Annotated in this window: 19 protein-coding genes and 1 tRNA gene; 9 read left to right on the top strand and 11 right to left on the bottom strand. The window is 66.7% G+C overall.

Annotation, left to right across the window (positions count from 1 at the left end):
* Window positions 1-162: 162 nt before the first annotated feature.
* The 4 genes from lon to tig all read right to left on the bottom strand — a co-directional run bounded on the left by lon (window position 163) and on the right by tig (window position 6,361).
* On the bottom strand, window positions 163-2,586 hold the full coding sequence (gene lon / locus BAMB_RS09620) for an endopeptidase La (RefSeq protein ID WP_011657161.1): 2,424 nt from the start codon (window positions 2,584-2,586) through the stop codon (window positions 163-165).
* 197 nt (window positions 2,587-2,783) lie between these two features.
* On the bottom strand, window positions 2,784-4,055 hold the full coding sequence (clpX, locus tag BAMB_RS09625; RefSeq protein WP_006754177.1) for an ATP-dependent Clp protease ATP-binding subunit ClpX: 1,272 nt from the start codon (window positions 4,053-4,055) through the stop codon (window positions 2,784-2,786).
* Window positions 4,056-4,220: 165 nt separating this feature from the next.
* Window positions 4,221-4,874, bottom strand: a complete 654-nt coding sequence (clpP, locus tag BAMB_RS09630) for an ATP-dependent Clp endopeptidase proteolytic subunit ClpP (protein WP_006496351.1) — start codon at window positions 4,872-4,874, stop codon at window positions 4,221-4,223.
* 140 nt (window positions 4,875-5,014) lie between these two features.
* Window positions 5,015-6,361: a trigger factor gene (tig, locus tag BAMB_RS09635; RefSeq protein WP_011657162.1), complete on the bottom strand. Its 1,347-nt coding sequence runs from the start codon at window positions 6,359-6,361 to the stop codon at window positions 5,015-5,017.
* A gap of 384 nt (window positions 6,362-6,745) precedes the next feature.
* Between tig and BAMB_RS09640 the strand changes: the two genes are divergently transcribed.
* Window positions 6,746-7,891 (top strand): glycerate kinase, encoded by a 1,146-nt coding sequence (locus BAMB_RS09640; protein WP_011657163.1) that lies wholly within the window; start codon window positions 6,746-6,748, stop codon window positions 7,889-7,891.
* A gap of 62 nt (window positions 7,892-7,953) precedes the next feature.
* Window positions 7,954-8,403 (top strand): MarR family winged helix-turn-helix transcriptional regulator, encoded by a 450-nt coding sequence (locus BAMB_RS09645; RefSeq protein ID WP_011657164.1) that lies wholly within the window; start codon window positions 7,954-7,956, stop codon window positions 8,401-8,403.
* 272 nt (window positions 8,404-8,675) lie between these two features.
* On the opposite strand, the gene BAMB_RS09650 is transcribed toward BAMB_RS09645, so the two are convergent.
* Window positions 8,676-9,674 (bottom strand): 2-dehydropantoate 2-reductase, encoded by a 999-nt coding sequence (locus tag BAMB_RS09650; RefSeq protein ID WP_011657165.1) that lies wholly within the window; start codon window positions 9,672-9,674, stop codon window positions 8,676-8,678.
* Window positions 9,675-9,774: 100 nt separating this feature from the next.
* A complete protein-coding gene (locus BAMB_RS09655) occupies window positions 9,775-10,920 on the bottom strand; it encodes a helix-turn-helix transcriptional regulator (protein WP_011657166.1) in 1,146 nt (381 codons plus the stop codon).
* A 299-nt stretch (window positions 10,921-11,219) separates the two neighbouring features.
* On the opposite strand from BAMB_RS09655, the gene BAMB_RS09660 reads away from it, so the two are divergent.
* The 4 genes from BAMB_RS09660 to BAMB_RS09675 all read left to right on the top strand — a co-directional run bounded on the left by BAMB_RS09660 (window position 11,220) and on the right by BAMB_RS09675 (window position 14,964).
* A complete protein-coding gene (locus BAMB_RS09660) occupies window positions 11,220-12,263 on the top strand; it encodes a porin (RefSeq protein WP_011657167.1) in 1,044 nt (347 codons plus the stop codon).
* A 22-nt stretch (window positions 12,264-12,285) separates the two neighbouring features.
* Window positions 12,286-13,506: an MFS transporter gene (locus BAMB_RS09665; protein WP_011657168.1), complete on the top strand. Its 1,221-nt coding sequence runs from the start codon at window positions 12,286-12,288 to the stop codon at window positions 13,504-13,506.
* Between the two features lie 16 nt (window positions 13,507-13,522).
* Window positions 13,523-14,632, top strand: coding sequence for a class II histone deacetylase (locus tag BAMB_RS09670; RefSeq protein WP_011657169.1), 1,110 nt, complete (start codon window positions 13,523-13,525; stop codon window positions 14,630-14,632).
* A 101-nt stretch (window positions 14,633-14,733) separates the two neighbouring features.
* Window positions 14,734-14,964 carry a hypothetical protein gene (locus BAMB_RS09675; protein ID WP_006752038.1) on the top strand — a complete coding sequence of 77 codons (231 nt, stop codon included), beginning with the start codon at window positions 14,734-14,736 and terminating at the stop codon, window positions 14,962-14,964.
* Between the two features lie 108 nt (window positions 14,965-15,072).
* On the opposite strand, the gene BAMB_RS33600 is transcribed toward BAMB_RS09675, so the two are convergent.
* The gene (locus BAMB_RS33600) at window positions 15,073-15,366 is read right to left on the bottom strand and encodes a hypothetical protein (protein ID WP_011657171.1); all 294 of its coding nucleotides are present in this window, start codon (window positions 15,364-15,366) and stop codon (window positions 15,073-15,075) included.
* Between the two features lie 197 nt (window positions 15,367-15,563).
* A tRNA-Leu gene (locus BAMB_RS09680) sits at window positions 15,564-15,650 on the bottom strand.
* A gap of 259 nt (window positions 15,651-15,909) precedes the next feature.
* Here BAMB_RS09680 and hpnD point away from each other — a divergent pair.
* The gene (hpnD, locus tag BAMB_RS09685) at window positions 15,910-16,743 is read left to right on the top strand and encodes a presqualene diphosphate synthase HpnD (RefSeq protein ID WP_041491204.1); all 834 of its coding nucleotides are present in this window, start codon (window positions 15,910-15,912) and stop codon (window positions 16,741-16,743) included.
* A gap of 25 nt (window positions 16,744-16,768) precedes the next feature.
* Here hpnD and BAMB_RS09690 read toward each other — a convergent pair whose 3' ends face one another.
* The 3 genes from BAMB_RS09690 to BAMB_RS09700 all read right to left on the bottom strand — a co-directional run bounded on the left by BAMB_RS09690 (window position 16,769) and on the right by BAMB_RS09700 (window position 19,994).
* On the bottom strand, window positions 16,769-17,980 hold the full coding sequence (locus BAMB_RS09690) for a DUF1501 domain-containing protein (RefSeq protein ID WP_011657173.1): 1,212 nt from the start codon (window positions 17,978-17,980) through the stop codon (window positions 16,769-16,771).
* A gap of 67 nt (window positions 17,981-18,047) precedes the next feature.
* Window positions 18,048-19,595, bottom strand: coding sequence for a DUF1800 domain-containing protein (locus BAMB_RS09695; RefSeq protein WP_011657174.1), 1,548 nt, complete (start codon window positions 19,593-19,595; stop codon window positions 18,048-18,050).
* Window positions 19,596-19,715: 120 nt separating this feature from the next.
* Window positions 19,716-19,994 (bottom strand): hypothetical protein, encoded by a 279-nt coding sequence (locus BAMB_RS09700; protein WP_011657175.1) that lies wholly within the window; start codon window positions 19,992-19,994, stop codon window positions 19,716-19,718.
* 258 nt (window positions 19,995-20,252) lie between these two features.
* Between BAMB_RS09700 and ompR the strand changes: the two genes are divergently transcribed.
* Complete coding sequence (gene ompR / locus BAMB_RS09705) at window positions 20,253-20,987, top strand: osmolarity response regulator transcription factor OmpR (RefSeq protein ID WP_004192636.1); 735 nt, start codon at window positions 20,253-20,255, stop codon at window positions 20,985-20,987.
* 40 nt (window positions 20,988-21,027) lie between these two features.
* On the top strand, window positions 21,028-22,389 hold the full coding sequence (locus tag BAMB_RS09710) for an ATP-binding protein (RefSeq protein WP_011657176.1): 1,362 nt from the start codon (window positions 21,028-21,030) through the stop codon (window positions 22,387-22,389).
* The last annotated feature ends 171 nt before the right edge of the window (window positions 22,390-22,560 follow it).

Genomic DNA, 22,560 nt, shown 5'->3' on the forward strand with positions numbered 1-22,560 from the left:
CCGCAAGTTTAATTCATCTCCAATCATTTTGCCAAGCCCGCACGTGAATTTTTTTCAACGCGCATCGTTCAACACTCACGCACGCGATGCCGATGCGCATAAAAAAACCCGCGGACACGCCGCGGGTTTCGTGAACAACCGTCAGTGACGGTATTCAGCTTCTCAGTGCTTGACGACTTCCGTCGAGCCGGCATCCTTCGCCGCGTCGCCAACCGGTGCCGCAGCCTTCGCCTCTTCTTCCGGCGGCAGCGGGGTCGGCGTACGTTCGAGCGCGAGCTCGAGCACCTTGTCGATCCAGCGGACCGGCACGATCTCGATCGCGTTCTTCACGTTGTCCGGAATGTCCGCGAGATCCTTCACGTTCTCTTCCGGAATCAGCACGAGCTTGATGCCGCCGCGATGCGCAGCCAGCAGCTTTTCCTTCAGCCCGCCGATCGGCAGCACTTCGCCACGCAGCGTGATCTCGCCCGTCATCGCGACATCGGCACGCACGGGAATGCCCGTCAGCACCGACACCAGCGCGGTCGTCATCGCACCGCCCGCCGACGGACCGTCCTTCGGCGTCGCGCCTTCCGGCACGTGGATGTGGATGTCCTGCTTCTCGAACGCTTCGTCCTTGATGCCCAGACGCCGCGAACGCGAGCGCACGACCGAACGCGCAGCCTCGACCGACTCCTTCATCACGTCGCCGAGCGAACCCGTGCGAATCACGTTGCCCTTGCCCGGCATCACCGCGGCTTCGATCGTCAGCAGATCGCCGCCGACTTCAGTCCACGCGAGGCCCGTCACCTGACCGACCTGGTTTTCCTTCGCCGCGAGGCCGAAGTCGTACTTGCGCACGCCGAGGAACGTATCGAGGTTCTCGCCATCGACCTTGATCGCGCCCGATGCCTTCTTCAGCAGCAGCATCTTCACGACCTTGCGGCAGATCTTCGACACTTCCCGCTCGAGCGAACGCACACCGGCTTCGCGCGTGTAGTAGCGGATGATGTCGCGGATCGCCTGTTCGGTGACGTCGACCTCGCCGTCCTTCAGCCCGTTGTTCTTCTTCTGCTTCGGCAGCAGGTAACGCTGCGCGATGCTGACCTTCTCGTCTTCCGTGTAGCCCGACAGACGGATCACTTCCATCCGGTCGAGCAGCGGCGGCGGGATGTTCAGCGAGTTCGACGTCGCGACGAACATCACGTCCGACAGGTCGAAGTCGACTTCGATGTAGTGATCGGCGAACGTGTGGTTCTGTTCCGGATCGAGCACTTCGAGCAGCGCCGACGACGGATCGCCGCGGAAATCCATGCCCATCTTGTCGACTTCGTCGAGCAGGAAAAGCGGATTGCGCACGCCGACCTTCGCGAGGCTTTGCAGGATCTTGCCCGGCATCGAGCCGATGTACGTCCGGCGGTGACCGCGGATCTCGGCTTCGTCACGCACGCCGCCGAGCGCCATCCGGACGAACTTGCGGTTCGTCGCACGCGCGATCGACTGGCCGAGCGAGGTCTTGCCGACGCCCGGGGGCCCGACGAGGCACAGGATCGGCGCCTTGACCTTGTCCACGCGCTGTTGCACCGCGAGGTACTCGAGAATGCGTTCCTTCACCTTCTCGAGGCCGAAGTGATCCTCGTCGAGCACCTGCTCGGCGTTCGACAGATCGTTGTTGACCTTGCTCTTCTTGCGCCACGGCAGGCCGATCAGCGTGTCGATGTAGTTGCGCACGACGGTCGCTTCCGCCGACATCGGCGACATCAGCTTCAGCTTCTTGAGCTCGGCGTCGGCCTTCTTCTTCGCTTCCTTCGGCATGCGCGCGGCGTTGATGCGCTTCTCGAGTTCCTCGAGATCCGCACCCTCCTCGCCTTCGCCCAGTTCCTTCTGGATCGCCTTGACCTGTTCGTTCAGGTAGTACTCGCGCTGGCTCTTTTCCATCTGGCGCTTCACGCGCCCGCGGATGCGCTTTTCGACCTGCAGGATGTCGATCTCGGCTTCGAGCTGCGCGAGCAGGTGCTCGAGGCGCTCGATGACCGGGAACATCTCGAGGATGTGCTGCTTCTGGTCGAGCTTCAGCGGCAGACGCTCGGCGATCATGTCCGCGAGGCGACCGGCTTCATCGATGCCCGACAGCGACGTGAGAATCTCCGGCGGGATCTTCTTGTTCAGCTTCACGTACTGGTCGAACTGCGACACGATCGCGCGGCGCAGCGCTTCCGTTTCCGCGCTGTCGGCGTGATCGGGCTCGAGCGGCATCACGTCGCAGGAGAACTGCGTCTCCTGCTCTTCGATCGACAACGCCTTCGCGCGCTGCAGGCCCTCGACGAGCACCTTCACGGTGCCGTCCGGCAGCTTCAGCATCTGCAGGATGTTGGCGATACAACCGACCTCGTACATGTCCTTTTCGGTCGGTTCGTCCTTGGCCGCGGTTTTCTGGGCGACGAGCATGATGTGCTTGCCGCCTTCCATCGCTGCTTCGAGGGCCTTGATCGATTTCGGCCGGCCCACGAAGAGCGGAATCACCATGTGCGGGAAAACGACGACGTCCCGCAGCGGCAGCAGCGGGAGCGTGATGCGTTCCGGCGGAAGAAGTTGGGTGCCTGACATTTCATTTCCCCATGAGTGGAATCAATTGTTCGGTAATTGAGGCCGCCACAACGAATTGCAAGCCTTCAAGTGCGGGAAATATTCGGTAAGAAAGTAACCACCGCGTGTCGAGTCAGAGTTACCCACAAGATAAACGAAAAAAAGCCGCCCACGGACTCATGAACGGCCTTTTTCGCAGAACATCGTCGGCAAGCCGGTCAGTTCGAACCCGCCACTTTCGGCGTGTCCTCATAGATCAGCAGGGGTTTGCCGTCGCCATCGATCACGTTTTCATCGATGATGACCTTGCTGACCCCTTTCATCGCCGGCAACTCGTACATCACGTCGAGTAATGCCTGTTCGATGATCGAACGCAAGCCGCGCGCGCCGGTCTTGCGGCGGATCGCCTTGCGGGCGACTGCCTGCAACGCGCCCGGCCGGATTTCCAGCTCGACGCGCTCCATCGCGAACAGCTTGTGATACTGCTTGACGAGCGCATTCTTCGGCTCGACGAGGATCTTCATCAGCGCGGCTTCATCGAGCTTGCCGAGCGTCGCGACCACCGGCAGGCGGCCGATCAATTCGGGGATCAGACCGAATTTGATCAGGTCTTCCGGTTCCGTCTCGCGCAGCACTTCGCCCGCGTCGCGTTCCTGCTTGCTCTTGACCGTCGCGCCAAAGCCGATGCCCGTCTTTTCGGTGCGATCGGTGATCACCTTCTCGAGACCGTCGAACGCGCCGCCGCAAATGAACAGGATGTTGGTCGTGTCGACCTGAATGAAATCCTGGTTCGGATGCTTGCGGCCACCCTGCGGCGGCACCGACGCCATCGTGCCTTCGACGAGCTTCAGCAGTGCCTGCTGGACGCCCTCGCCCGACACGTCGCGCGTGATCGACGGGTTGTCCGACTTGCGGCTGATCTTGTCGATTTCGTCGATGTAGACGATCCCGCGCTGGGCCTTGTCGACCTCGTAGTTGCAGTTCTGCAACAGCTTCTGGATGATGTTCTCGACGTCCTCGCCGACGTAGCCGGCTTCGGTCAGCGTCGTCGCATCGGCGATCACGAACGGCACGTTCAGCAACCGCGCGAGCGTCTGCGCGAGCAGCGTCTTGCCGGAGCCCGTCGGGCCGATCAGCAGGATGTTGCTCTTCGACAGCTCGACGTCGTCCTTCTTGTCGAGATGCTTCAGGCGCTTGTAGTGGTTGTACACGGCCACCGCGAGGATCTTCTTCGCGCGCTCCTGCCCGATCACGTACTGATCGAGGATGTCGCGAATTTCCTGCGGGCTCGGCAGATCCGACCGGGACAGGCTGGCCTCGACGCCGGCGGCAGCCGCCTCGTCGCGAATGATCTCGTTGCAGAGGTCGATGCATTCATCGCAGATGAATACCGACGGGCCGGCAATGAGTTTCTTCACCTCATGCTGGCTCTTTCCGCAGAACGAGCAATACAACAGCTTCTCGCTGTTCGAACCTTTTTTGTCCGCCATGAATGTAGAGCCTCCGGACAGGTAAATGACATGATACGCCGAATGCTCCGGACGCCGCGCCTAGGGCGCGACCGGAGCCGGCTGGATGCGCTTGCCGCAGATGCTCAAGGCACTCGGGACGTTGCAGCGGGCGCCGCCCGAATCGGGGCGGCACCCCACTTAAATTCACGGGCGCTTCAGCAGCACCTGGTCGATCAGCCCGTACGCCTTCGCGTCCTCGCTCGACATGAAGTTATCACGGTCGGTGTCGCGCGCGATGCGCTCGACGTCCTGGCCCGTATGTTGCGCGAGCAGGTTGTTCAGCCGTTCCTTCAGGTAGAGGATTTCGCGTGCCTGGATCTCGATGTCGGACGCCTGGCCGCGTGCGCCGCCGAGCGGCTGGTGAATCATCACGCGCGAGTTCGGCAGCGCGAAACGCTTGCCCTTCGCGCCCGATGCGAGCAGGAATGCGCCCATGCTGGCCGCGAGGCCCATGCAGAGGGTCGACACGTCCGGCTTGATGAACTGCATCGTGTCGTAGATCGCCATGCCGGCCGACACCGAGCCGCCCGGGCTGTTGATGTAGAGGCTGATGTCCTTGTCGGGATTCTCGCTCTCGAGGAACAGCAATTGCGCGACCACGAGGTTGGCGGTCTGGTCGTTCACTTCGCCGACCATGAACACCAGGCGCTCCTTCAGGAGACGCGAATAAATATCGTACGAACGCTCGCCGCGGCCGCTCGTTTCGACGACGATCGGCACCAGCCCCAGCGCTTGCGCCTCGAAACCCTGCGGCGCGTTCGAAGCAAGCATGTCCAGCAATTCAGCGCGAGTGATCATTCAATGAACCTTGTTCGAATGGAAAATTGAACGGAAGGAAGCCGCCCGCTCAATCGCCATATTAATGGCAACCGTGCGCTTGACGTAAAAACGGCGTGCAGGCCGTCGCTCCGACAGCCGGCACGCCGCTAGAGCGACACTTACGCTTGCGACGATGCGCTCGCGAGTGCCTCGAAGCTCACTTCCTTGTCCGTCACCTTTGCCTTGCCCAGCACGAAGTCGACGACGTTGCTTTCAACGACGAACGCTTCCATCTCGGCGAGGCGCTGCTGGTTGGAATAATACCAGCGGACCACTTCCTTCGGGTCTTCGTAGCTCTTCGCGAACTCGTCGACTTCCGCGCGGATCTGTTCCGGCTTCGCTTCGAGGCCGTTCGCCTTCACGAGTTCAGCCAGCACGAGGCCCAGTTTCACGCGACGCTCTGCCTGCTCGGCGAACATCTCGGCCGGGATCGGTGCGTCCTTCGCGTTCGGCACGCCGCGCTGCGCCAGGTCCTGGCGAGCCATTTCGACGAGGCGTTGCTGATCCTGCTCGATCAGCGCCTTCGGCACGTCGAGTTCGGAAATCTTCAGCAGCGCGTCCATCACCTGGTTCTTGACGATCGACTGCGTGCGGCGCTTCGCTTCGCGCTCGAGATTTTCCTTGATCTCGGCGCGCATCTTCGTCAGGTCGCCGTCTTCGATGCCGAGCGACTTCGCGAATTCGGCGTCGATTTCCGGCAGGTGCGGCCACTCGATCTTCTTCATCGTGACCGTGAATTGCGCCGTCTTGCCGGCCACGTCCTTGCCGTGGTAGTCGTCCGGGAACTTCAGATCGAACGTACGTTGTTCGCCGACCTTCAGGCCGAGCGCCGCCGTTTCGAATTCCGGCAGCATGCGGCCTTCGCCGAGCACGAACGGGAAGTCTTCGGCCGTGCCGCCCTGGAACGCGACGTCGTCGATCTTGCCGACGAAGTCGACCGTCACGCGGTCGCCGTCCTTCGCCGCGGTGTCCGCGCCGCCGTCGCCGTGCTCGCCGGCTTCGCCGCGAGCGTGGTAGTGCACGCGCTGCTTGCGCAGGATGTCCAGCGTGCGGTCGATTTCGGCGTCGCCGATCGACGTGGTCGAGCGCTCGACTTCAGCCGTCGCCAGGTCGCCGATCTTCACTTCCGGGTAGACCTCGAACGTCGCGTCGAACGCGTAGGCGTCCTCGGCCTGCTCCTGCTTCGGCTCGAAGCTCGGCTGGCCGGCCACGCGCAGGTTTTCCGCGCGGCTGATCGTGAAGAATTCCTGGCCGATCTTGTCGCTCAGCACTTCCGCTTCGACCTGACCCGAGTACTGCTGGGCGACCATCTTCAGCGGCACCTTGCCCGGGCGGAAACCCGGCATGCGAACGTTCTTCGCGAGTTTCTGGATACGGGCGTCGATTTCCTTCTGCACGGTGTCTTTCGGCAGGGAAATCGTCACGCGGCGTTCAAGCTTGCCGAGGTTCTCAACAACGTTAGCCATGGCTTCAATCGTCCTAAAATTATTCGAGCGAATCGGGTTTTCCTTGCCGTGCCTGCCTGCGGCGAGATGTGCATCACATCCACATGCCGCGCCGGAGCGCCACGCCATCCCTGCACGCGCCGAATGGCTAGCGCAAGCGGCTCGGAGCACGGCTTTGGCCGGAAGAATCGACTATTCTAGCAAACAATTTTCCTCGTACCGCCAGATCCGCATGACAGGGTGCGCTCCCGCGTGCCGCCCGCGCCCGTGCACGGCAATGCGCGCGGATTGTCGCTATGCCGAACGACGTATCCACCGCGCGCCCACCATCCTGTAAGCTCCGAATGAGGGTGCGCCGCCGTCGCGCCCCCATTTTTCACACCAATTACGCTTCCCGGAGACACCATGCCGCACCACCCGTCCGCGCCTGTCGTCGTCATCGCGCCCGATTCGTTCAAAGGCTCGCTTTCCGCCGAGCAGGTCGCGGACGCGATCGCCACCGGCATCCGCCGCGCCCGGCCCGACGCGGTCGTGCGCTGCTGCCCGATGGCCGACGGCGGCGAAGGCACGCTCGACGCGATGCTGGCAGGCGGCGGCACGCGGCGTGCGCTGCGGGTGGCCGGCGCGTCGCTCGCGGCACGCGATGCGGCGGTGGGCGTGATCGATGCGCGCACCGCGATCGTCGAGACGGCCGAGATCGTCGGCATCACCGATGCGGTCGGCATGAGCGTGCCGGTCGACGCGCGCAGCACGCGCGGGATGGGCGAAGCGATCCGCACGCTGCTCGACGAAGGCGTGCGCCGCTTCTTCGTCGCGCTCGGCGGCAGCAGCACCAACGACGCGGGCGCAGGGTTGCTCGCGGGCCTCGGCCTGCAATGCTTCGACGCGGCCGGCCAGCCGGTCGAGCCCGTCCCCGCGCGGCTCGCAAACATTGCGCGGATCGACGCGTCGGCGCTCGATCCGCGCCTGAAGGAAGCGGAATTCATCGGCATGTCCGACGTCGACAATCCGCTGACGGGCGCGCACGGCGCGACCGCGGTGTTCGGTCCGCAAAAGGGCGTGGTGCCCGAGCAAGTCGCGACCCTCGATGCCGCGCTCGGCCACTTCGCCGACCTGCTCGAGGCGGCGCTCGACCGGCGCGGCCGCGACCTGGCCGGTGCCGGCGCCGCGGGCGGCCTGGGTTTTGCGCTGCACATGCTGGGCGCGCGGTTCGAAGCCGGCGCGGAAGTCGTCGCGCGGCAGGTCGGGCTCGACGCGGCGCTCGCCGGCGCCGACTGGCTGATCACCGGCGAAGGCCGCTCCGACGTGCAGACGCTGCACGGCAAGGCGCCGTTCATCGCGTGCCGTCACGCGCAGGCCGCCGGCGTGCCCGCGTCGCTGTTGTCCGGCGCCGTCGACCCGGCCGCGCTGCCGCGCCTGTCCGAACACTTCGCCGGCTGCTTCTCGCCCGCACCGGGGCCGATCACGCTCGACGTCGCGATCCGCGACGCGGCGAATCTGCTCGCGAACGAAGCGGAGCAGTTGACACGGCTGAAGTACGGCGCACACTGACCGTTGACCCGAGCGCGCGATACAGGAACAATCGGGCCCGCCCTTTTTCTTCAGGATTCGACATGAAAGGCCGTCAAGCCGGGCTCGATCAGTTTCTGACCTATCGCCTCCATGCGCTCACGAAGCGATCCGACCGCGGGATCGCCGACGTGTACCGGCACAAGCTGGACATCTCGCTGCCCGAGGCGCGCGTGATCGCCGCCGTCGGCGCGTTCGGTCCGTTCTCGATCATGGATCTCGCACGTCATACCAATCTCGACAAGAGCCAGGCGAGCCGCGCGGCGGAAGCGCTGCTGCGCCAGGGGCTGCTCGAGCGCAGCGCGAGCGAGGACGACGGCCGGATCGTGCTGATCGCGCTGACGGCCGACGGCCGCGCGCTGCATCGCCGGATCATGCCGATCGTGCGCAAGTGGAATGAAGGCTTGCTCGCATGCCTGTCCGACAGCGAGCGCCAGACGTTCGAGCGGCTGCTCGACAAGGTGGTCGCGCACGCGGTCGACGGCGACGAGTGAGTGTCGCGGGCGGGGCGATCCGTGCGCGTTGCGACGTGCGACACATGTACCGGAATCGGCGCGCTGTACGCTGGCCCCGCGCAGATGGGACACGAGCGATTCAGCGCGCGCCGCTTTATTCAGATGGATCCTTCAGATCACCCGAATCGCTCCCGTCGGGTGAATCGCGCAAGCGCACGGGCGGCGGCCCGGTTTTCCCCGCCGTGCACGTATCGAACGACTGCTCGTCATTCTTCATCAAACCTGGCCATCTCCGCAGCGATCCCCTTGCGCTATAGCCCGCTGTTCGCCGCGCGCTGACGCAGCAGCCCCAGCACCGCATCGCAATACGGCGTCGGCACGTCGAGCTTGCGCCCCAGTTCAGGAAACACGCCGAGGATCGGCCCGGTCTCGAGCGGTCGCCCTGCCTCGAAATCCTGCAGCATCGACGTCTTGAACGCGCCCAGCTTGCGCGTCAAGGCGATCCGCTCGGGTCCGGCCATCCCCGTATCGAGACCGAGTTTCGCGCCGATCGCGGCCGCCTCCTCCATCATCCGCAACGCAAGATCCCGCGTGAACGGATCGTCGAGCAGTTGCTCGGCGGTCGAACCCGTGAGCGCGCTCAACGGATTCATGTTCATGTTGCCCCACAGCTTCGTCCAGATCTCGGTGCGGATCGCCGGCGTCGATTCGACGTCGAAGCCGCCCGCGGCGAGCGCCGCCGCGAATCGCGCGGTCGGCGCGTCGAGCCGCGCATCGGGCGAGCCAATGATCAGGCGGTTGCCGCGACCGCGGCGCACGAGACCCGGCGCATCGGTACTCGACGACAGGTGCACGACGCAGCCGATCGCCTGCTCGGGCGGCAGCGCCGCCGAGACCGCACCGGCCGGGTCGACCGCGTCGAGCGGCACGCCGTCGAGCGGGCCCGCGAGCCCGTGCGTGAACCACCACGGCAGCCCGTTCATCGCGGCGACGATCACCGTGCCGGGCCCGATCAGCGGCGCGATGCGCGCGGCTAGCGCCGGCAACGCCTGCGCCTTCAGCGCGATCACCACGTAGTCCTGCACGCCGAGCGCGGCCGCGTCGTCGCTCGCGCGCACCGGGACCGACGACACCGCGCCCGCCTCGTCGATCACGCGCACGCCGTGTGCGTTCAGCGCATCGAGCGTCGCGCCGCGCGCGTAGGCGCTCACCGTCATGCCGGCGCGCGACAGCGCCGCCGCGAGCAATCCGCCGATCGCGCCGACACCGACCACCGCCGCGCGCACCGACCCTGAATTCGTGTCGTTCATGATGAAATTCCGTCTTCGGGAAGCTGACGAGCATAACGCTCAATGGTTGCGGGCACAACCATTTACGCAAGCGCCCGCGGCGTGGGTTCGCACGGGCGATTCAGCGCGCCGCACCGCCCGCCTCCGGCGGCTCATCGACGCTCGGGCCGCCGGCCGCGCCGAGCACGCCGGCGATCTGGCTCTTGTCGTGCATGCCGAGCTTGCGGTACGCGCAGCGCAGGTAGTGACGCACGGTCGTCGGCGAAATCGCCATCTGCTGGGCGACCTCCTTATGCGAGCGTCCGGTGCCGTAATAGCGGATCGCCGCCAGTTCGCGCGGACTCAGCCGGTCGAGCAGCGAGCGAGGCCGCGCCTCGATCTGGAACAGCCCCGCGACGGGCACGCACTGGATGCGCAACGCGTCGCCGATGAACGGCTGGCCCGACTGACGCCGCCCATGCGCGACCAGCGGCTCCGGGATGCGCGGGCCCGTCCACGTCGGCCATTCGGTGCGCAGCACGTCGTCGAAGCCGTGATCGGCGTGATGCAGCACGCCGAAGTTGTCGCACAGCGCGCGTGCCGCCGGCGCAACCGCGTCGTCGCGCTCGCGCGTGAGCTGCGCTGCGCGGTTGATCGTCAGCGCGGCAGCCAGATGCGGGATCACTTCCTCGAAGCGGCTCGCGTCGTCCTCGCTGAACGGACGATTCAGGCCCTGGCGATAGATCGACATGAAGGTCGTCAATCCGAAGCGGCGATCGAGCGTGCACACGCACATCAACTGCGCCAGCCCGTACTTCACGCACCAGTCGCGAAACCGCGCGTCGAACCCCGGTTCGACGACCGACAGGCGCACCGCTCGACCGTGCGCGCCGAGCAGCGTGCGTTGCGCGAGCGGATCGCAGTCGCGCACGCGTTTCCAGTCGCTGAAGAACGCGTTCGGAAGGCGATACAGGAAGCTGTTGTGCATCACGGGGCCGGTCGGCACGTGCGTGGCGACGCCGGTCCACGCGGCGTCGAAGGGAATGAGCGCCTGCAGCAGCGAAAAGAAGCGGCACTCGAATTCGCCGATGCTCGACCGCGCGGCGACCGCGTACAGGTCGAGCAACATCAAGCCGAGTTCGCGCTGCGCTGCATCGCCGCGCGTCACGCCGTCGAAATCGGCCCGCCGTGGCGGCAACGGCGGCCATGCGGATTCGTCGAGCACGATCGCGGCCGGCACGTCGCGCAGCGCGTCGAGATCCTGCCCGATATCCGTCGTGATCCTCACTTTCCGCTCCCCTGCCCGACCGGGCCGCTGATGCGCGCAACGCAGACCGGCCGATTATAGCGACCGGCATTTTTGGCGGGCGTCGCTGCCGGAACGCACGCCAGCCCCATCCATTTGAACGGTACGCCACCCGTTGCTGGCGCGCGGCACGCCGCAGCGCGGCGTCGCGGCACGGCCACGCCGTGCACCGCGGGTTTTCCACACCGTTCATCTGCACGACTGTTCGCCCGATTTCCCGCTGCGGACACTGCGTCGCGACAACAACACACGATGCAGGACGGTATGGAGAACCCGACGTGATGACACTCCGCTTCATCCGCACGGCCCCGGCCGCCGCGGCGCTCGCCGCATGCAGCGTTGCCGCGCATGCGCAGTCGACCCTCACGCTGTACGGCGCGCTCGACGCCGGCGTGCAGTACCTGACGCATGCCGACGGACGACACGCGGCCGTGCAGTTGCAGAACTACGGGATCCTGCCTTCGCAGATCGGGCTGAAGGGCCACGAGGATCTCGGCGGCGGCTGGCGCGCGCTGTTCAAGCTCGAACAGGGCCTCAACCTCAACGACGGCACCGCGACCGCCCCCGGCTATGCGTTCTTCCGCGGCGCGTACGTGGGTGTCGCGGGCCCGGCCGGCACCGTCACGCTCGGGCGGCAATTCAGCGTGCTGTTCGACAAGACGCTGCTCTACGACCCGCTGTGGTACGCGTCGTACAGCGGCCAGGGCGTGATCGTGCCGATGACGGCGAACTTCATCGACCACTCGATCAAGTATCAGTCGCCCACGTTCGCCGGCTTCGATGTCGAGGCCCTCGCGGCGACGGCCGGCGTCGCGGGCAATACGCGCGCCGGGCGCGTGCTCGAACTCGGCGGCCAGTACACGAGCAACGGGTTGTCGGTCAGTGCGGTGCTGCATCAGGCGCACGGCGACGCATCCGCCGCGGACGATGCTTCCGCGCGCCGCCGCGACCTCGGCACGCTCGCCGCACGGTATGCATTCGCGTCACTGCCGCTCACCGTCTATGCGGGCGTCGAACGCCTGAGCGGCGATCTCGATGCGGCGCGCACGATCGTCTGGGGCGGCGCGCGCTACCTGACCGCGAGCGGAGTCGGACTGAACGCGGGCTTCTACCACACCGATTCGCGCACGCCGGCGATCGGCCACCCGACGCTGTTCATCGCGAGCACCACCTACGCGCTGTCGAAACGCACCGTCGCCTACGTGAACCTCGGCTATGCGCGCAATAGCGGCCAGAGCTCGCAGACCGTCTACGAATACGACCCGACGCCGCTTGCCGGCGCATCGCAGTTCGGCGCGATGGTCGGCATGTACCACCTGTTCTGATTCCGTCCAGCGAGATCCCGCCATGAAAACCCTTTGCTCCGATGCCGCGCTGCCGTCCGACGGCCGCACGGCGACTTTCGCGCGCTCGACACTCGTCGCGCTCGTCGTGTTCGCGGCCATCACGCCGCTGCTGCTGCTCGTCGCGCCGGCCGTCGCCGCTCAGCTGGCGACGCAGCTCGGGCTGTCCGCATCGCAGATCGGCACCTACTTCTTCGTCGAACTCGGCGCGTTCAGCCTCGCGACCGTACCGTCGTATCTGTGGCTCGGCCGCATCGATGCGCGCCGCGTCGCTGCGTACGCGATCGCCCTGTTCGGTATGGGCAACCTGCTGACCGCGCTGTGGATGCCGGGCTTCGGCGCGCTGCTCGCGCTGCGTGCCGTCACCGCGCTCGGCGGCGGCTCGCTGATGGTGCTCTGCATGACCAGCGCGGCCACGAGCGAGAACAGCGATCGCGTGTATGGGCTGTGGGTCGTCGGGCAATTGACCGCCGGCGCCGTCGGCCTGTTCGTGCTGCCGCACGTGTTCGCCGCGTTCGGGCTGCGCGCGCTATATGTCGCGCTGGCCGTGCTCGCGCTGTTCGCGGCGCCGCTGTCGCGCGGCTTTCCAGCGACGCTCGGTGTACGGACCGCGTCGGCACAGGCCGCGCGCGGCGGCGCCGATGCCGATGCGTCACGACGTTTCGTCGTGCTCGCGATCGGCGCGGTGCTGATGTTCTATCTCGCGATCGGCAGCGTGTGGACGTTCGCGAGCCGCGCGGCGGCGCAGGCCGGCCTCGATCCGCAGTCGACCGGCAACGTGCTCGCGATCGCGAGCGTGATGGGGATTGCCGGCGCGGCGCTCGCGTCGTGCGCAGGCGGCCGGTTTGCCAGGCGCGCGATGCTGGCCGCCGGTTACGCGCTGCTCGCGGCATCGCTCGTCGCACTCGCCGCGCTGCCGCATGCGAGCGGCTACAGCGCCGCGATCTTCGCGTTCAAGTTCGCATGGACGTTCGTGCTGCCGTTCATGCTCGCGACCGTCGCGCAGATCGATACGTCGGGGCGCCTCGTCGCGACGCTCAATTTCGTGATCGGTGCGGGCCTCGCGGCCGGCCCGCTGCTCGCCGGGCTGTTGCTCGATGCCGGCGGCACGATGCATGCACTGTTCGCGGTCGCCACCGCCGGCGCGATCGCGTCGTTCGCCGCGCTGCGCCATCTCGATCGCCGCGCGCGCACGCCCATGACTTCCGTTTCTTCCCAACCGTGACAGGTCGAGCACATCCATGAATCGCACTGCCTTCTTCACCGACGAACGCACCTTCTGGCACACCGGCGGCACGCACGCGCTGTTCTTCCCGGTCGGCGGCTGGGTCCAGCCGCCATCGAGCGCCGGCTACGCGGAGTCTCCCGATTCGAAGCGCCGCTTCCTGTCGCTCGTGCAGGCGTCGGGCCTTGCCGCTCACCTCGACATGCGCGGCGCCGCGCCGGCCACCGCCGACGATCTGCTGCGCATCCATCCGGCCAGCTATCTCGACGCGTTCCGCGCGCTCAGCGATGCGCACGGCGGCGACCTCGGCGATCTCGCGCCGTTCGGCAAGGGCAGCTACGAGATCGCCACGCTGTCCGCGGGCCTCGCGATCGCGGCGATCGACACCGTCGTCGCCGAGCATGCGGCCAGCGCATTCTCGCTGTCGCGGCCGCCCGGCCATCACTGCCTGCGCGATCGCCCGATGGGCTTCTGCCTGCTCGCGAACATTCCGATCGCGATCGAGGCCGCGCGCGCGAAGCACGGCATCGACCGCGTCGCGGTGATCGACTGGGACGTGCATCACGGCAACGGCACGCAGTCGATCTACTACGACGATCCCAACACGCTGACGATCTCGCTGCATCAGGACCGCTGCTTTCCGCCCGGCTACAGCGGCGGCAGCGACCGCGGCGAAGGCGCGGGCGTCGGAGCGAACCTGAACGTGCCGTTGCTGGCAGGCAGCGGAGATGACGCGTATCGGTATGCGTTCGAGCGGATCGTGCTGCCGGCGCTCGAACGGTTCCGGCCGGAACTGATCGTCGTCGCGAGCGGCCTCGATGCGAGCGCGGTCGATCCGCTCGCGCGCATGCTGCTGCATACCGACAGCTACCGGTTCATGACGCGGGCGGTGAAGGACGCGGCACAGCGCCACTGCGGCGGGCGGCTCGTGATCGTCCATGAAGGCGGGTATTCGGAGGCGTATGTGCCGTTCTGCGGGCTCGCGATCGTCGAGGAACTGGCCGGCATCCGTACCGAGGTCGCCGATCCGATGCTCGAGCTCGCGATCGCGCAGCAGCCCGGCGAGCGGTTCGTCGCGTTCCAGCGCGAGCTGCTCGACGAACTGGCGGCGTCGTTCGGCTTGTAACGGGCCTTCACACAAGATACGGGGCCGGCATGCGCCGGCCCTTGCGCGATCGGTGCGGATGGGGTTTCCTGTGCTTTTACACCTGCCAGGCCCCTCGTCAGATGAAATCGTCTCCGCGCGAACCCGACACCAACGACAAAGCGCGCCGCCAGCCTTCGAAGCTGGCTCTGAATATCGCCGCCGTGCTGGTCGGCCTCATCACGTTCGCGATCGGCGTGGCGTGGCTGATCTATAGCTGGATCGTCGATCGCGAAGCGCAGTATTTCGCGATTCCGCTGGTGTTTTCGGTGCCGGTGATCGTGGCGGTCGCGGTGCGGAGTTTCTGGGATTAGACGCGTCGCTCAAAACGACAAAGCGCTGCGGTCACGCGACGCGCGACGCGGGTTATCGGGCTTGATTCAGGGTGAAGCGATGATCGCTGAGGTTCGCTTGCGCGCCCATCACAAGCCGGGCTGCGCGCATGGATTGGGGGCTGCGCCCCGGTGCTCGGCAATGACGAGGGGCGGTGCTGTGCCAGCCAGCGCCCTGCCGACCGTTTTCAGCACGGTTTCCGTCGTCATCCGGTCACCGCTCGAAATCTCGCGCCCCGAATAGGCAGAGCACACCGACGACGATGCAACCGTCTGTGCCGGCCTGGTGCTCCATGCGATGTTGTCGGCGGGCGTTGATGCACATGCCGGCGCGACGAGCATCAGCGCCAGAACGGAAATCGGCGCGCACACGGTGGTCTTCATCGATTGCCCTCGGTGTAGTTGTGCTTCTTATAGGTAAAGTGAGCACGATATTACACTCCCCAGGCACGATTTTCCGTGCGCGCGCGTCGACGAGTCCCCGGCGGAGAAAAACACAGGCATCAAGAAAAAAGCGCTGCGGGTCAGCCGACCGGCAGCGCTTTTCAGGAACGGCCCTTGGCGGGGCACGTTCGACTTCGTGGTGCGTGAGGCCGGACTCGAACCGGCACACCCTTGCGGGCGTCAGGACCTAAACCTGGTGCGTCTACCAATTTCGCCACTCACGCGCATTCCTGCTGCCTGACCGCGCGGCACGCAAGATGCGTTCTCCACGCGCCGGGGCTTCATGCCGGCCCGAAAACCGGCACGCCCGATCAGGCGAGCGCCGGCACGCCCGATCAGGCGAGCGCGAGATTTTACCCGATCTGTGCGGCATTGTCTCGCCCCGCCGGCGGCCGCCTGACAGCGGTGCTAGAATGCCGCGCTCGACGTGCCGGCCCCGCGCCGGCGCGCGCCCCCGAACCCGCCTCCGCCACGATCCCACCCGTGAACTTCGACGACTACTGTCAGCAAAAGGCCGCCCCCGCGGGCTCCAGCGTCTACTACGCGCTGCGCCAGGCGCCGCTCGCCGCCGAACCGCGCCTGACCGCCCTGTTCGCGCTGCGCCGCGAGCTCGAGGAAACCGTCAAGGAAACCAGCGACCCGACCGTCGGACACACGAAGCTCGCGTGGTGGCACAAGGAGCTCGCGGCGCTCGCCGCCGGCGAACCGTCGCACCCGGTCACGAAGGCGCTCGCGCAGCACCACCCGGCGATCGCGGCCGAAGCCGACGCACTGCGCACGCTGGTCAACGGTTACGGGATGGATCTCGAACAAGCGCGCTACCTGGATTTCGCGAACCTGCAACGCTACATCGCGCAGGTCGGCGGCACCTTCGCATCGCTGGTCGCGCGCGCCAGCGCCGCGAATCCGGCCGACCCGCAGCCGTGGGCCGCGGACGCCGGCCGCGCGCTGATGCTCGCGCAATTCGTGCAGGAGCTCGGCAACGATGCGCGCCATGGCCGCATCTATCTGCCGATCGACGAACTGCAACGCTACAACGTGACCGCGGCCGACCTGCTGAACCGTCGCTACAGCCCGGCCTTCACCGAGCTGCTGCAGTTTCAGACGGCCCGCGCGCGCGAAGCGCTCGCCGCCGCCGACGCAGCGATCCCCGCGTCCGAACGCCGCGCGCAACGCACGCTCCGTGCGCAGATCGCACTGGCCGGCGCGCTGCTCGACGAAATCGAGCGCGACGGCTACCAGGTGCTGCACCAGCGCATCGCGCTGACGCCGATCCGCAAGCTGTGGATCGCATGGCGCGCCGCGCGCCGCCGCTGACCCGCGCCGCAACGCACGACCCTCATCACACCTTCAGCAGCGGCAGCGTGTCGAAGCGCTGCTGCAGCACGCGCGTCGCATCGAGTCCCCACCACGGCCCCAGCACGGTCGCATACAGCTGACGGAAATCGACCGCGACCGGCAGGTTGCCGTTGGCGTCGAGGCGCCCGAGGGCGGGCGCCGCACCGTACAGCCCGCCGGCCACGCGGCCGCCCATCACGAAATGCGGCGCGGCGGTACCGTGATCGGTGCCGTTGCTCTGGTTCTCGCGCACGCGCCGCCCGAATTCCGCATACGTCATCACGAGCGTCTGATTCCAGCGCCCAAGCTCGATCAGCGCGTCACGCATCGCACCCATCCCTTCCGCGAACTGCTTGAGCAGCGCGGCGTGCTGTCCCGGCTGGTTCTGGTGCGTGTCGAATCCGTTGAGCGTGAGCCGCAGCACCGCGACCCCGTCCTGCGCACCTGGCCCGGACGCTTCGCACGCCGCGAGCACCTGCATGGCGGTCTTCACCGACGTGCCGAACGTACCGGCCGGAAAGGCCGTCCTGAACTCGCGCATCCCGCCACGCGGGCGCAGCCGGTCCGCCGCCTTCACGATGTCGTTCTCGACGTCGATGATGTGTGCGAGCGCCGGGTTCCGTTCACGCAGCGACGACGGCTCGGCCAGCCGCGCCGCGCGGATGAACTGTGCGGGATTGACGAGCGCGATCGCGCGCGCGCCGTTCGCGAGCGGTCCCATCTCGGCGCTGCCGAGCACGACGCCGTCCGCCGCGAAGCCCGGCGGCACCGGCGCCTGCGCGAACGTCCGCGTGAGCCAGCCTTCGTGCAGGTACTGGTCCGAGCGCGACGCGGTGTCCCAGATCTCGATCGAACGGAAATGCGACAGGTTCGGCTGCGGATAGCCGACGCCCTGCACGATCGCGACCTGCCCGTCGCGCCACAGCGGCATCAGCGGCGCGAGCGCCGGGTGCAGCCCCGTATGCGCATCGAGCTGCAGCACCTGGTCGCGCTTGATGCCGATGCCGCGGCGGAACTGGTAGTAGAGCGGATCCGCATACGGCACCACCGTGTTGAGGCCGTCGTTGCCGCCCTTCAGCTCGACGAGGATCAGCACGTTCCCATAGCCGGCCCGCCCCGCCGCGGGCATCGAAGCCGCCTGCGCGGCCGGCTGCCACAACGACACGCCCGCCGCGGCCGCGGCGCCCGTGAGCGTCAGAAAATCACGTCGGTTCATCGTGCATCCTTCGGTTCGCCGCGCGGCATGGCCACCGCCGCAGCGCGCCTGTTCGTCGTCGTTTCGGTCATTTCAGTTGATAAGCCGGATCCATCAGCAATGCCTCGAGATACGCGCTGCCGGTCGAGTCCGTATCGATCGCCGCGACCGGCGACACCGGCACCACCGCGTGCTGCAGTTGAAGCTCGGTGGACAAGCCGGCGCGCGCCTGCGGCCGCACACGATACTGCGCGAGCCAGCGTTCGAGGTCGAACCGCAGGCCGCCGCGTGCGGGCTTGACCGGCGCGCCGGGCATGCCGGCACCGGGCGTACCGGCAGCGGGCGTACCGGCACCGGGCATGCTGGCACCGGAGGCGGTGTCCGCAACCGGCATCGCATGCGCACGCGCATTCGGCACCGGCTGCGCCATCGCGTGCGCGGGTGCCCGCATGCCGGCCGCCTCGGTCGCGCGGAACAGCTGTTCGACGAACTGCTTGCGCGCGAGCAGCGTGGTGCTGTTGATCCACATCGCGCCGCCCGGCCAGCCCTTCACGTTCGGCGGATAGAACAGGTTCTGCCCGAGCGTGCGCACGGTGTTCGCGAGCATCTGCGGATCGCCGTACGCGACGTCGAACAGCCGCACCGACCCGACGACGAACTCGGCCGGCGACTTGACGAGCACGCCGCGATTGCCCGGATCCCAGAACGCGTCGGTCGACCAGAGCGCGGCGAGCGCCGTGCGGATGTCGTAGCCGCTCGCGCGAAACCGTTCGGCCACGACCTCGAGCGCGCCGGCGTCCGGCGTATCGGACACGAACTCGCGCCACAGCTTGCCCGCGATGAAGCGCGCAGTGTCGGGCCGCTTCAGCAGGATGTCGAGAAACCCGTCGCCGTCGAACGCACCGGTCTCGCCGAGTATCGTCTTCTCGCCCGTGTCGTGCCACTCGGGCCGCGCCACGAAGCGCAGCGTATCGGGATCGACGCTCCAGCCGGTCATCGCGCGCGCGGCTTCGGTCACGTCGTGCTGCGTGTAATGCCCTTCGCCGAGCGTGAACAGCTCCATCACCTCGCGCGCGAAATTCTCGTTCGGGCGTCCCTTGCGGTTGCTCGCGCCGTCGAGATACTGGAGCATCGCTGGATCCTTCGCGACCGCGTGCAGCAGCGTGTCGAAGCTGCCGAGCGCCTCGCGGCGAAACAGCGCATGCTGCGCGGCCATCGTCTGCGGATACGGGACCTTGTCCTGCCCGGACGTGAAGTGCCCATGCCAGAACAGCGTCATGCGCTCGGTGAGCGGCGACGGCGTCGCGACCATCTCGTTGACCCACGCCGCACGCAACGCATCGTAGCGGCGATTGCGTTCGCGCTGCTCGTCGCGCCGCATGTCGAGGGTCAGCGCCTGGCGCTGCGCGCGGGTCGGCGGCAACTCGGCGACCCAGTCGGGCCAGCGCGTCACGGGCTCGCGGCGCACGTTGCCGAGCGTATCGGCGACGACCTGCGCGCGCGTCATGCCGACGATGCGGGCGACCTCGGCCGGTGCGGGAGAAAAGCCGGTACGGCTCAGAAAGAACAGCGCATCGTCGGCGTCGAGCGGCGCCTGCATCGCGGGCGATGCCGGGGCGGCAGCGTTCGCTTTCATCGTCGTGGACTCCCGGAACGCACCGGCGGTGCGGATTCAGGTTCAACGGCGGCACGCATGGGAAAGTTGACGGGAAAATTGCTACGGAATCTTTCGTTGCCGTGCGGGCACGCGCGCGTGTCAGCGCTTGTACAGCTCGCGAACGGCGTCCTCGATGTGCTGGCGCAGCAGGTGGCGCTCTTCGGGCGTCATGTGCCCGTCGCGGCGGTGCTGTTCGAGATCGGGAGGCACAGCGGACCGGACCGCCGTGTCGGCGGCGCGCTCGGACTGCGGCGCCTTGCCGCGCTGCAGCTTGCGCGACGATGCGCCCGCCTCGGGGCGCTGCGCATACGCGAAGTTCGACGCATATGGACCGGCAAGTGCGATCGTCAGCATCACTGCAATCCGCGCAGATCGCATGACCGTCCTCGCTTCTCTGGTCGATTTGTTCGCTTCGTCACGCGGCAACCGGTTACCTCTGGTACTTGAAAAACCCTGCGGAATTCGGGTGTACAAAGATGAAAGATGGAGTGCTGGGGAGTATCTACCGAACTCCGGCTTCGAGTAAAGGAATCTCTATAGCGTGCCTTTACTCCGCACGACACTACGGGTAAATTTTGTAACGGACTGTAACGCGCGAAATTACGCGACCGTGCGTGATTTCCCATTCGCGATAAGATGCCGCTCATGGAAACGAAAAACCCCTCCAAGATTCTCGTCGTCGACGACGACCCGCGCCTGCGCGATCTGCTGCGCCGATATCTCGGCGAGCAGGGTTTCAACGTATACGTCGCGGAGAACGCGACTGCGATGAACAAGCTCTGGGTGCGCGAGCGCTTCGACCTGCTCGTGCTCGACCTGATGCTGCCGGGCGAGGACGGCCTGTCGATCTGCCGCCGCCTGCGCGGCAGCAACGATCGCACGCCGATCATCATGCTCACCGCGAAGGGCGAGGATGTCGATCGCATCGTCGGCCTCGAGATGGGCGCCGACGACTACCTGCCGAAGCCGTTCAACCCGCGCGAACTGGTCGCGCGCATTCACGCGGTGCTGCGCCGCCAGGCGCCGGCCGAACTGCCGGGCGCGCCGTCGGAAACCACCGAGGTGTTCGAGTTCGGCGAGTTCTCGCTGAACCTCGCGACGCGCACGCTCACGAAGTCGGGCCAGGAAATCCCGCTGACGACCGGCGAATTCTCGGTGCTGAAGGTGTTCGCACGCCATCCGCGCCAGCCGCTGTCGCGCGAGAAGCTGATGGAGCTCGCGCGCGGCCGTGAATACGAAGTGTTCGACCGCAGCCTCGACGTGCAGATCTCGCGCCTGCGCAAGCTGATCGAGCCGGATCCGGGCAGCCCGCGTTTCATCCAGACTGTCTGGGGCCTCGGCTACGTGTTCATTCCGGACGGCGCCGCCTGATCTTTTTCCTTTCCGGTTTCGCCTGTCCTCGGCCCGTCCCATGCGTATCGACCGGCGCCTCCTGCAGCTCGCGTTCGGCGGGCTGTTCTGGCGCACCTTCCTGCTGATCGCGCTGCTGATCTCGGTCAGTCTCGCCGCGTGGTTCCAGAGCTTTCGCGTGATCGAGCGCGAGCCGCGCGCGCAGCGCGTCGCGCTCCAGCTCGTCGCGATCGTGAAGCTCACGCGCACCGCCCTGCTCTATTCCGATCCCGATTTGCGGCGCGCGCTGCTGCAGGATCTCGAGAGCAACGAGGGCGTGCGCGTCTACCCGCGCGAAAAAACCGACAAGTTCAAGCTGCAGCCCGACGAATCGCTGAACCGTCTGATCGAACACGATATCCGCAGCCGGCTCGGCGACGAGACCGTGATCGCGCAGTCGGTCAACGACATCCCTGGCGTGTGGATCAGCTTCAAGATCGACGACGACGACTACTGGGTCGCGCTCGACCGCGACCAGCTCGACAGCGTCACGGGCCTTCAGTGGGCGGGCTGGGGCCTGTTCGCGCTCGCGCTGTCGCTGTTCGGCTCCGCGTTCATCACGAGCCTCGTGAACCGGCCGTTCTCGCGGCTCGCGCTCGCCGCGCGCCAGATCGGCTCGGGCCAGACGCCCGAGCTGCTGCCCGAGCGCGGGATGGGCGTCGCGGCCGAGACCAACCGCAGCTTCAACCAGATGGTGCGCGACCTCGAACAGCTCGAGGCCGATCGCGCGCTGATGCTCGCGGGCATCTCGCACGACCTGCGCACGCCGCTCGCGCGGCTGCGGCTCGAGACCGAGATGAGCCCGTCCGACCAGGCGACCAAGGATGCGATGGTCGACGACATCGAGCAGATGGACCGCATCATCGCCGCCTTCATCGACTACGCGCGCCCGTCCCAGCGCAAGCCGGAGCCGGTCGACCTGTCGTCGATCGCGCACGAAGTCGCCGCGCGCGTGTCGGGCGAGGACGGCGTCGAGATCCGCACGCGGCTTGCGCCGAGCGCCGTGATCGAAGCCGACGAGACCGACATGCGCCGCGTGATCGGCAACCTCGTCGAGAACGCGCGCAAATACGGCCAGAGCCGGCAGGACGGCGTGTCGCGCATCACGCTCGAGACGCGCGTGACGCATGCGCGGGTCGAGCTGTCGGTGACCGACGAAGGCCCCGGCATCCCCGAGGATCAGCTGCCGCTCGTGATGCGGCCGTTCTACCGCGTCGACACGGCGCGCACCAAGGCGGACGGCACGGGGCTCGGGATGGCGATCGTGCTGCGCCTCGTCGGCCGCTACCGCGGCGCACTGCGCCTGCGCAACCGCAGCCCCGACGCGGGCCTCGAAGTCACGCTCGAATTCCCCGGCGCCGGCAAGGCGCGTGCGACGGCGTGACGCGTTCGCGCATGCCGCTTGCGCGTCACACTATCGCTGCGGTTGAAAAAAACTATGGGAATCGTTAGTCAAAATCTATTGAATCGCTTGGTTAATAGTGTTACAGTCTTCGCATGCTGTCACATCAACGTTGCAGCACCGAGGTAGCTTGACTCAGTCTTCTTCCCAACT

The organism is Burkholderia ambifaria AMMD, from assembly GCF_000203915.1.
GTDB lineage: Bacteria > Pseudomonadota > Gammaproteobacteria > Burkholderiales > Burkholderiaceae > Burkholderia > Burkholderia ambifaria.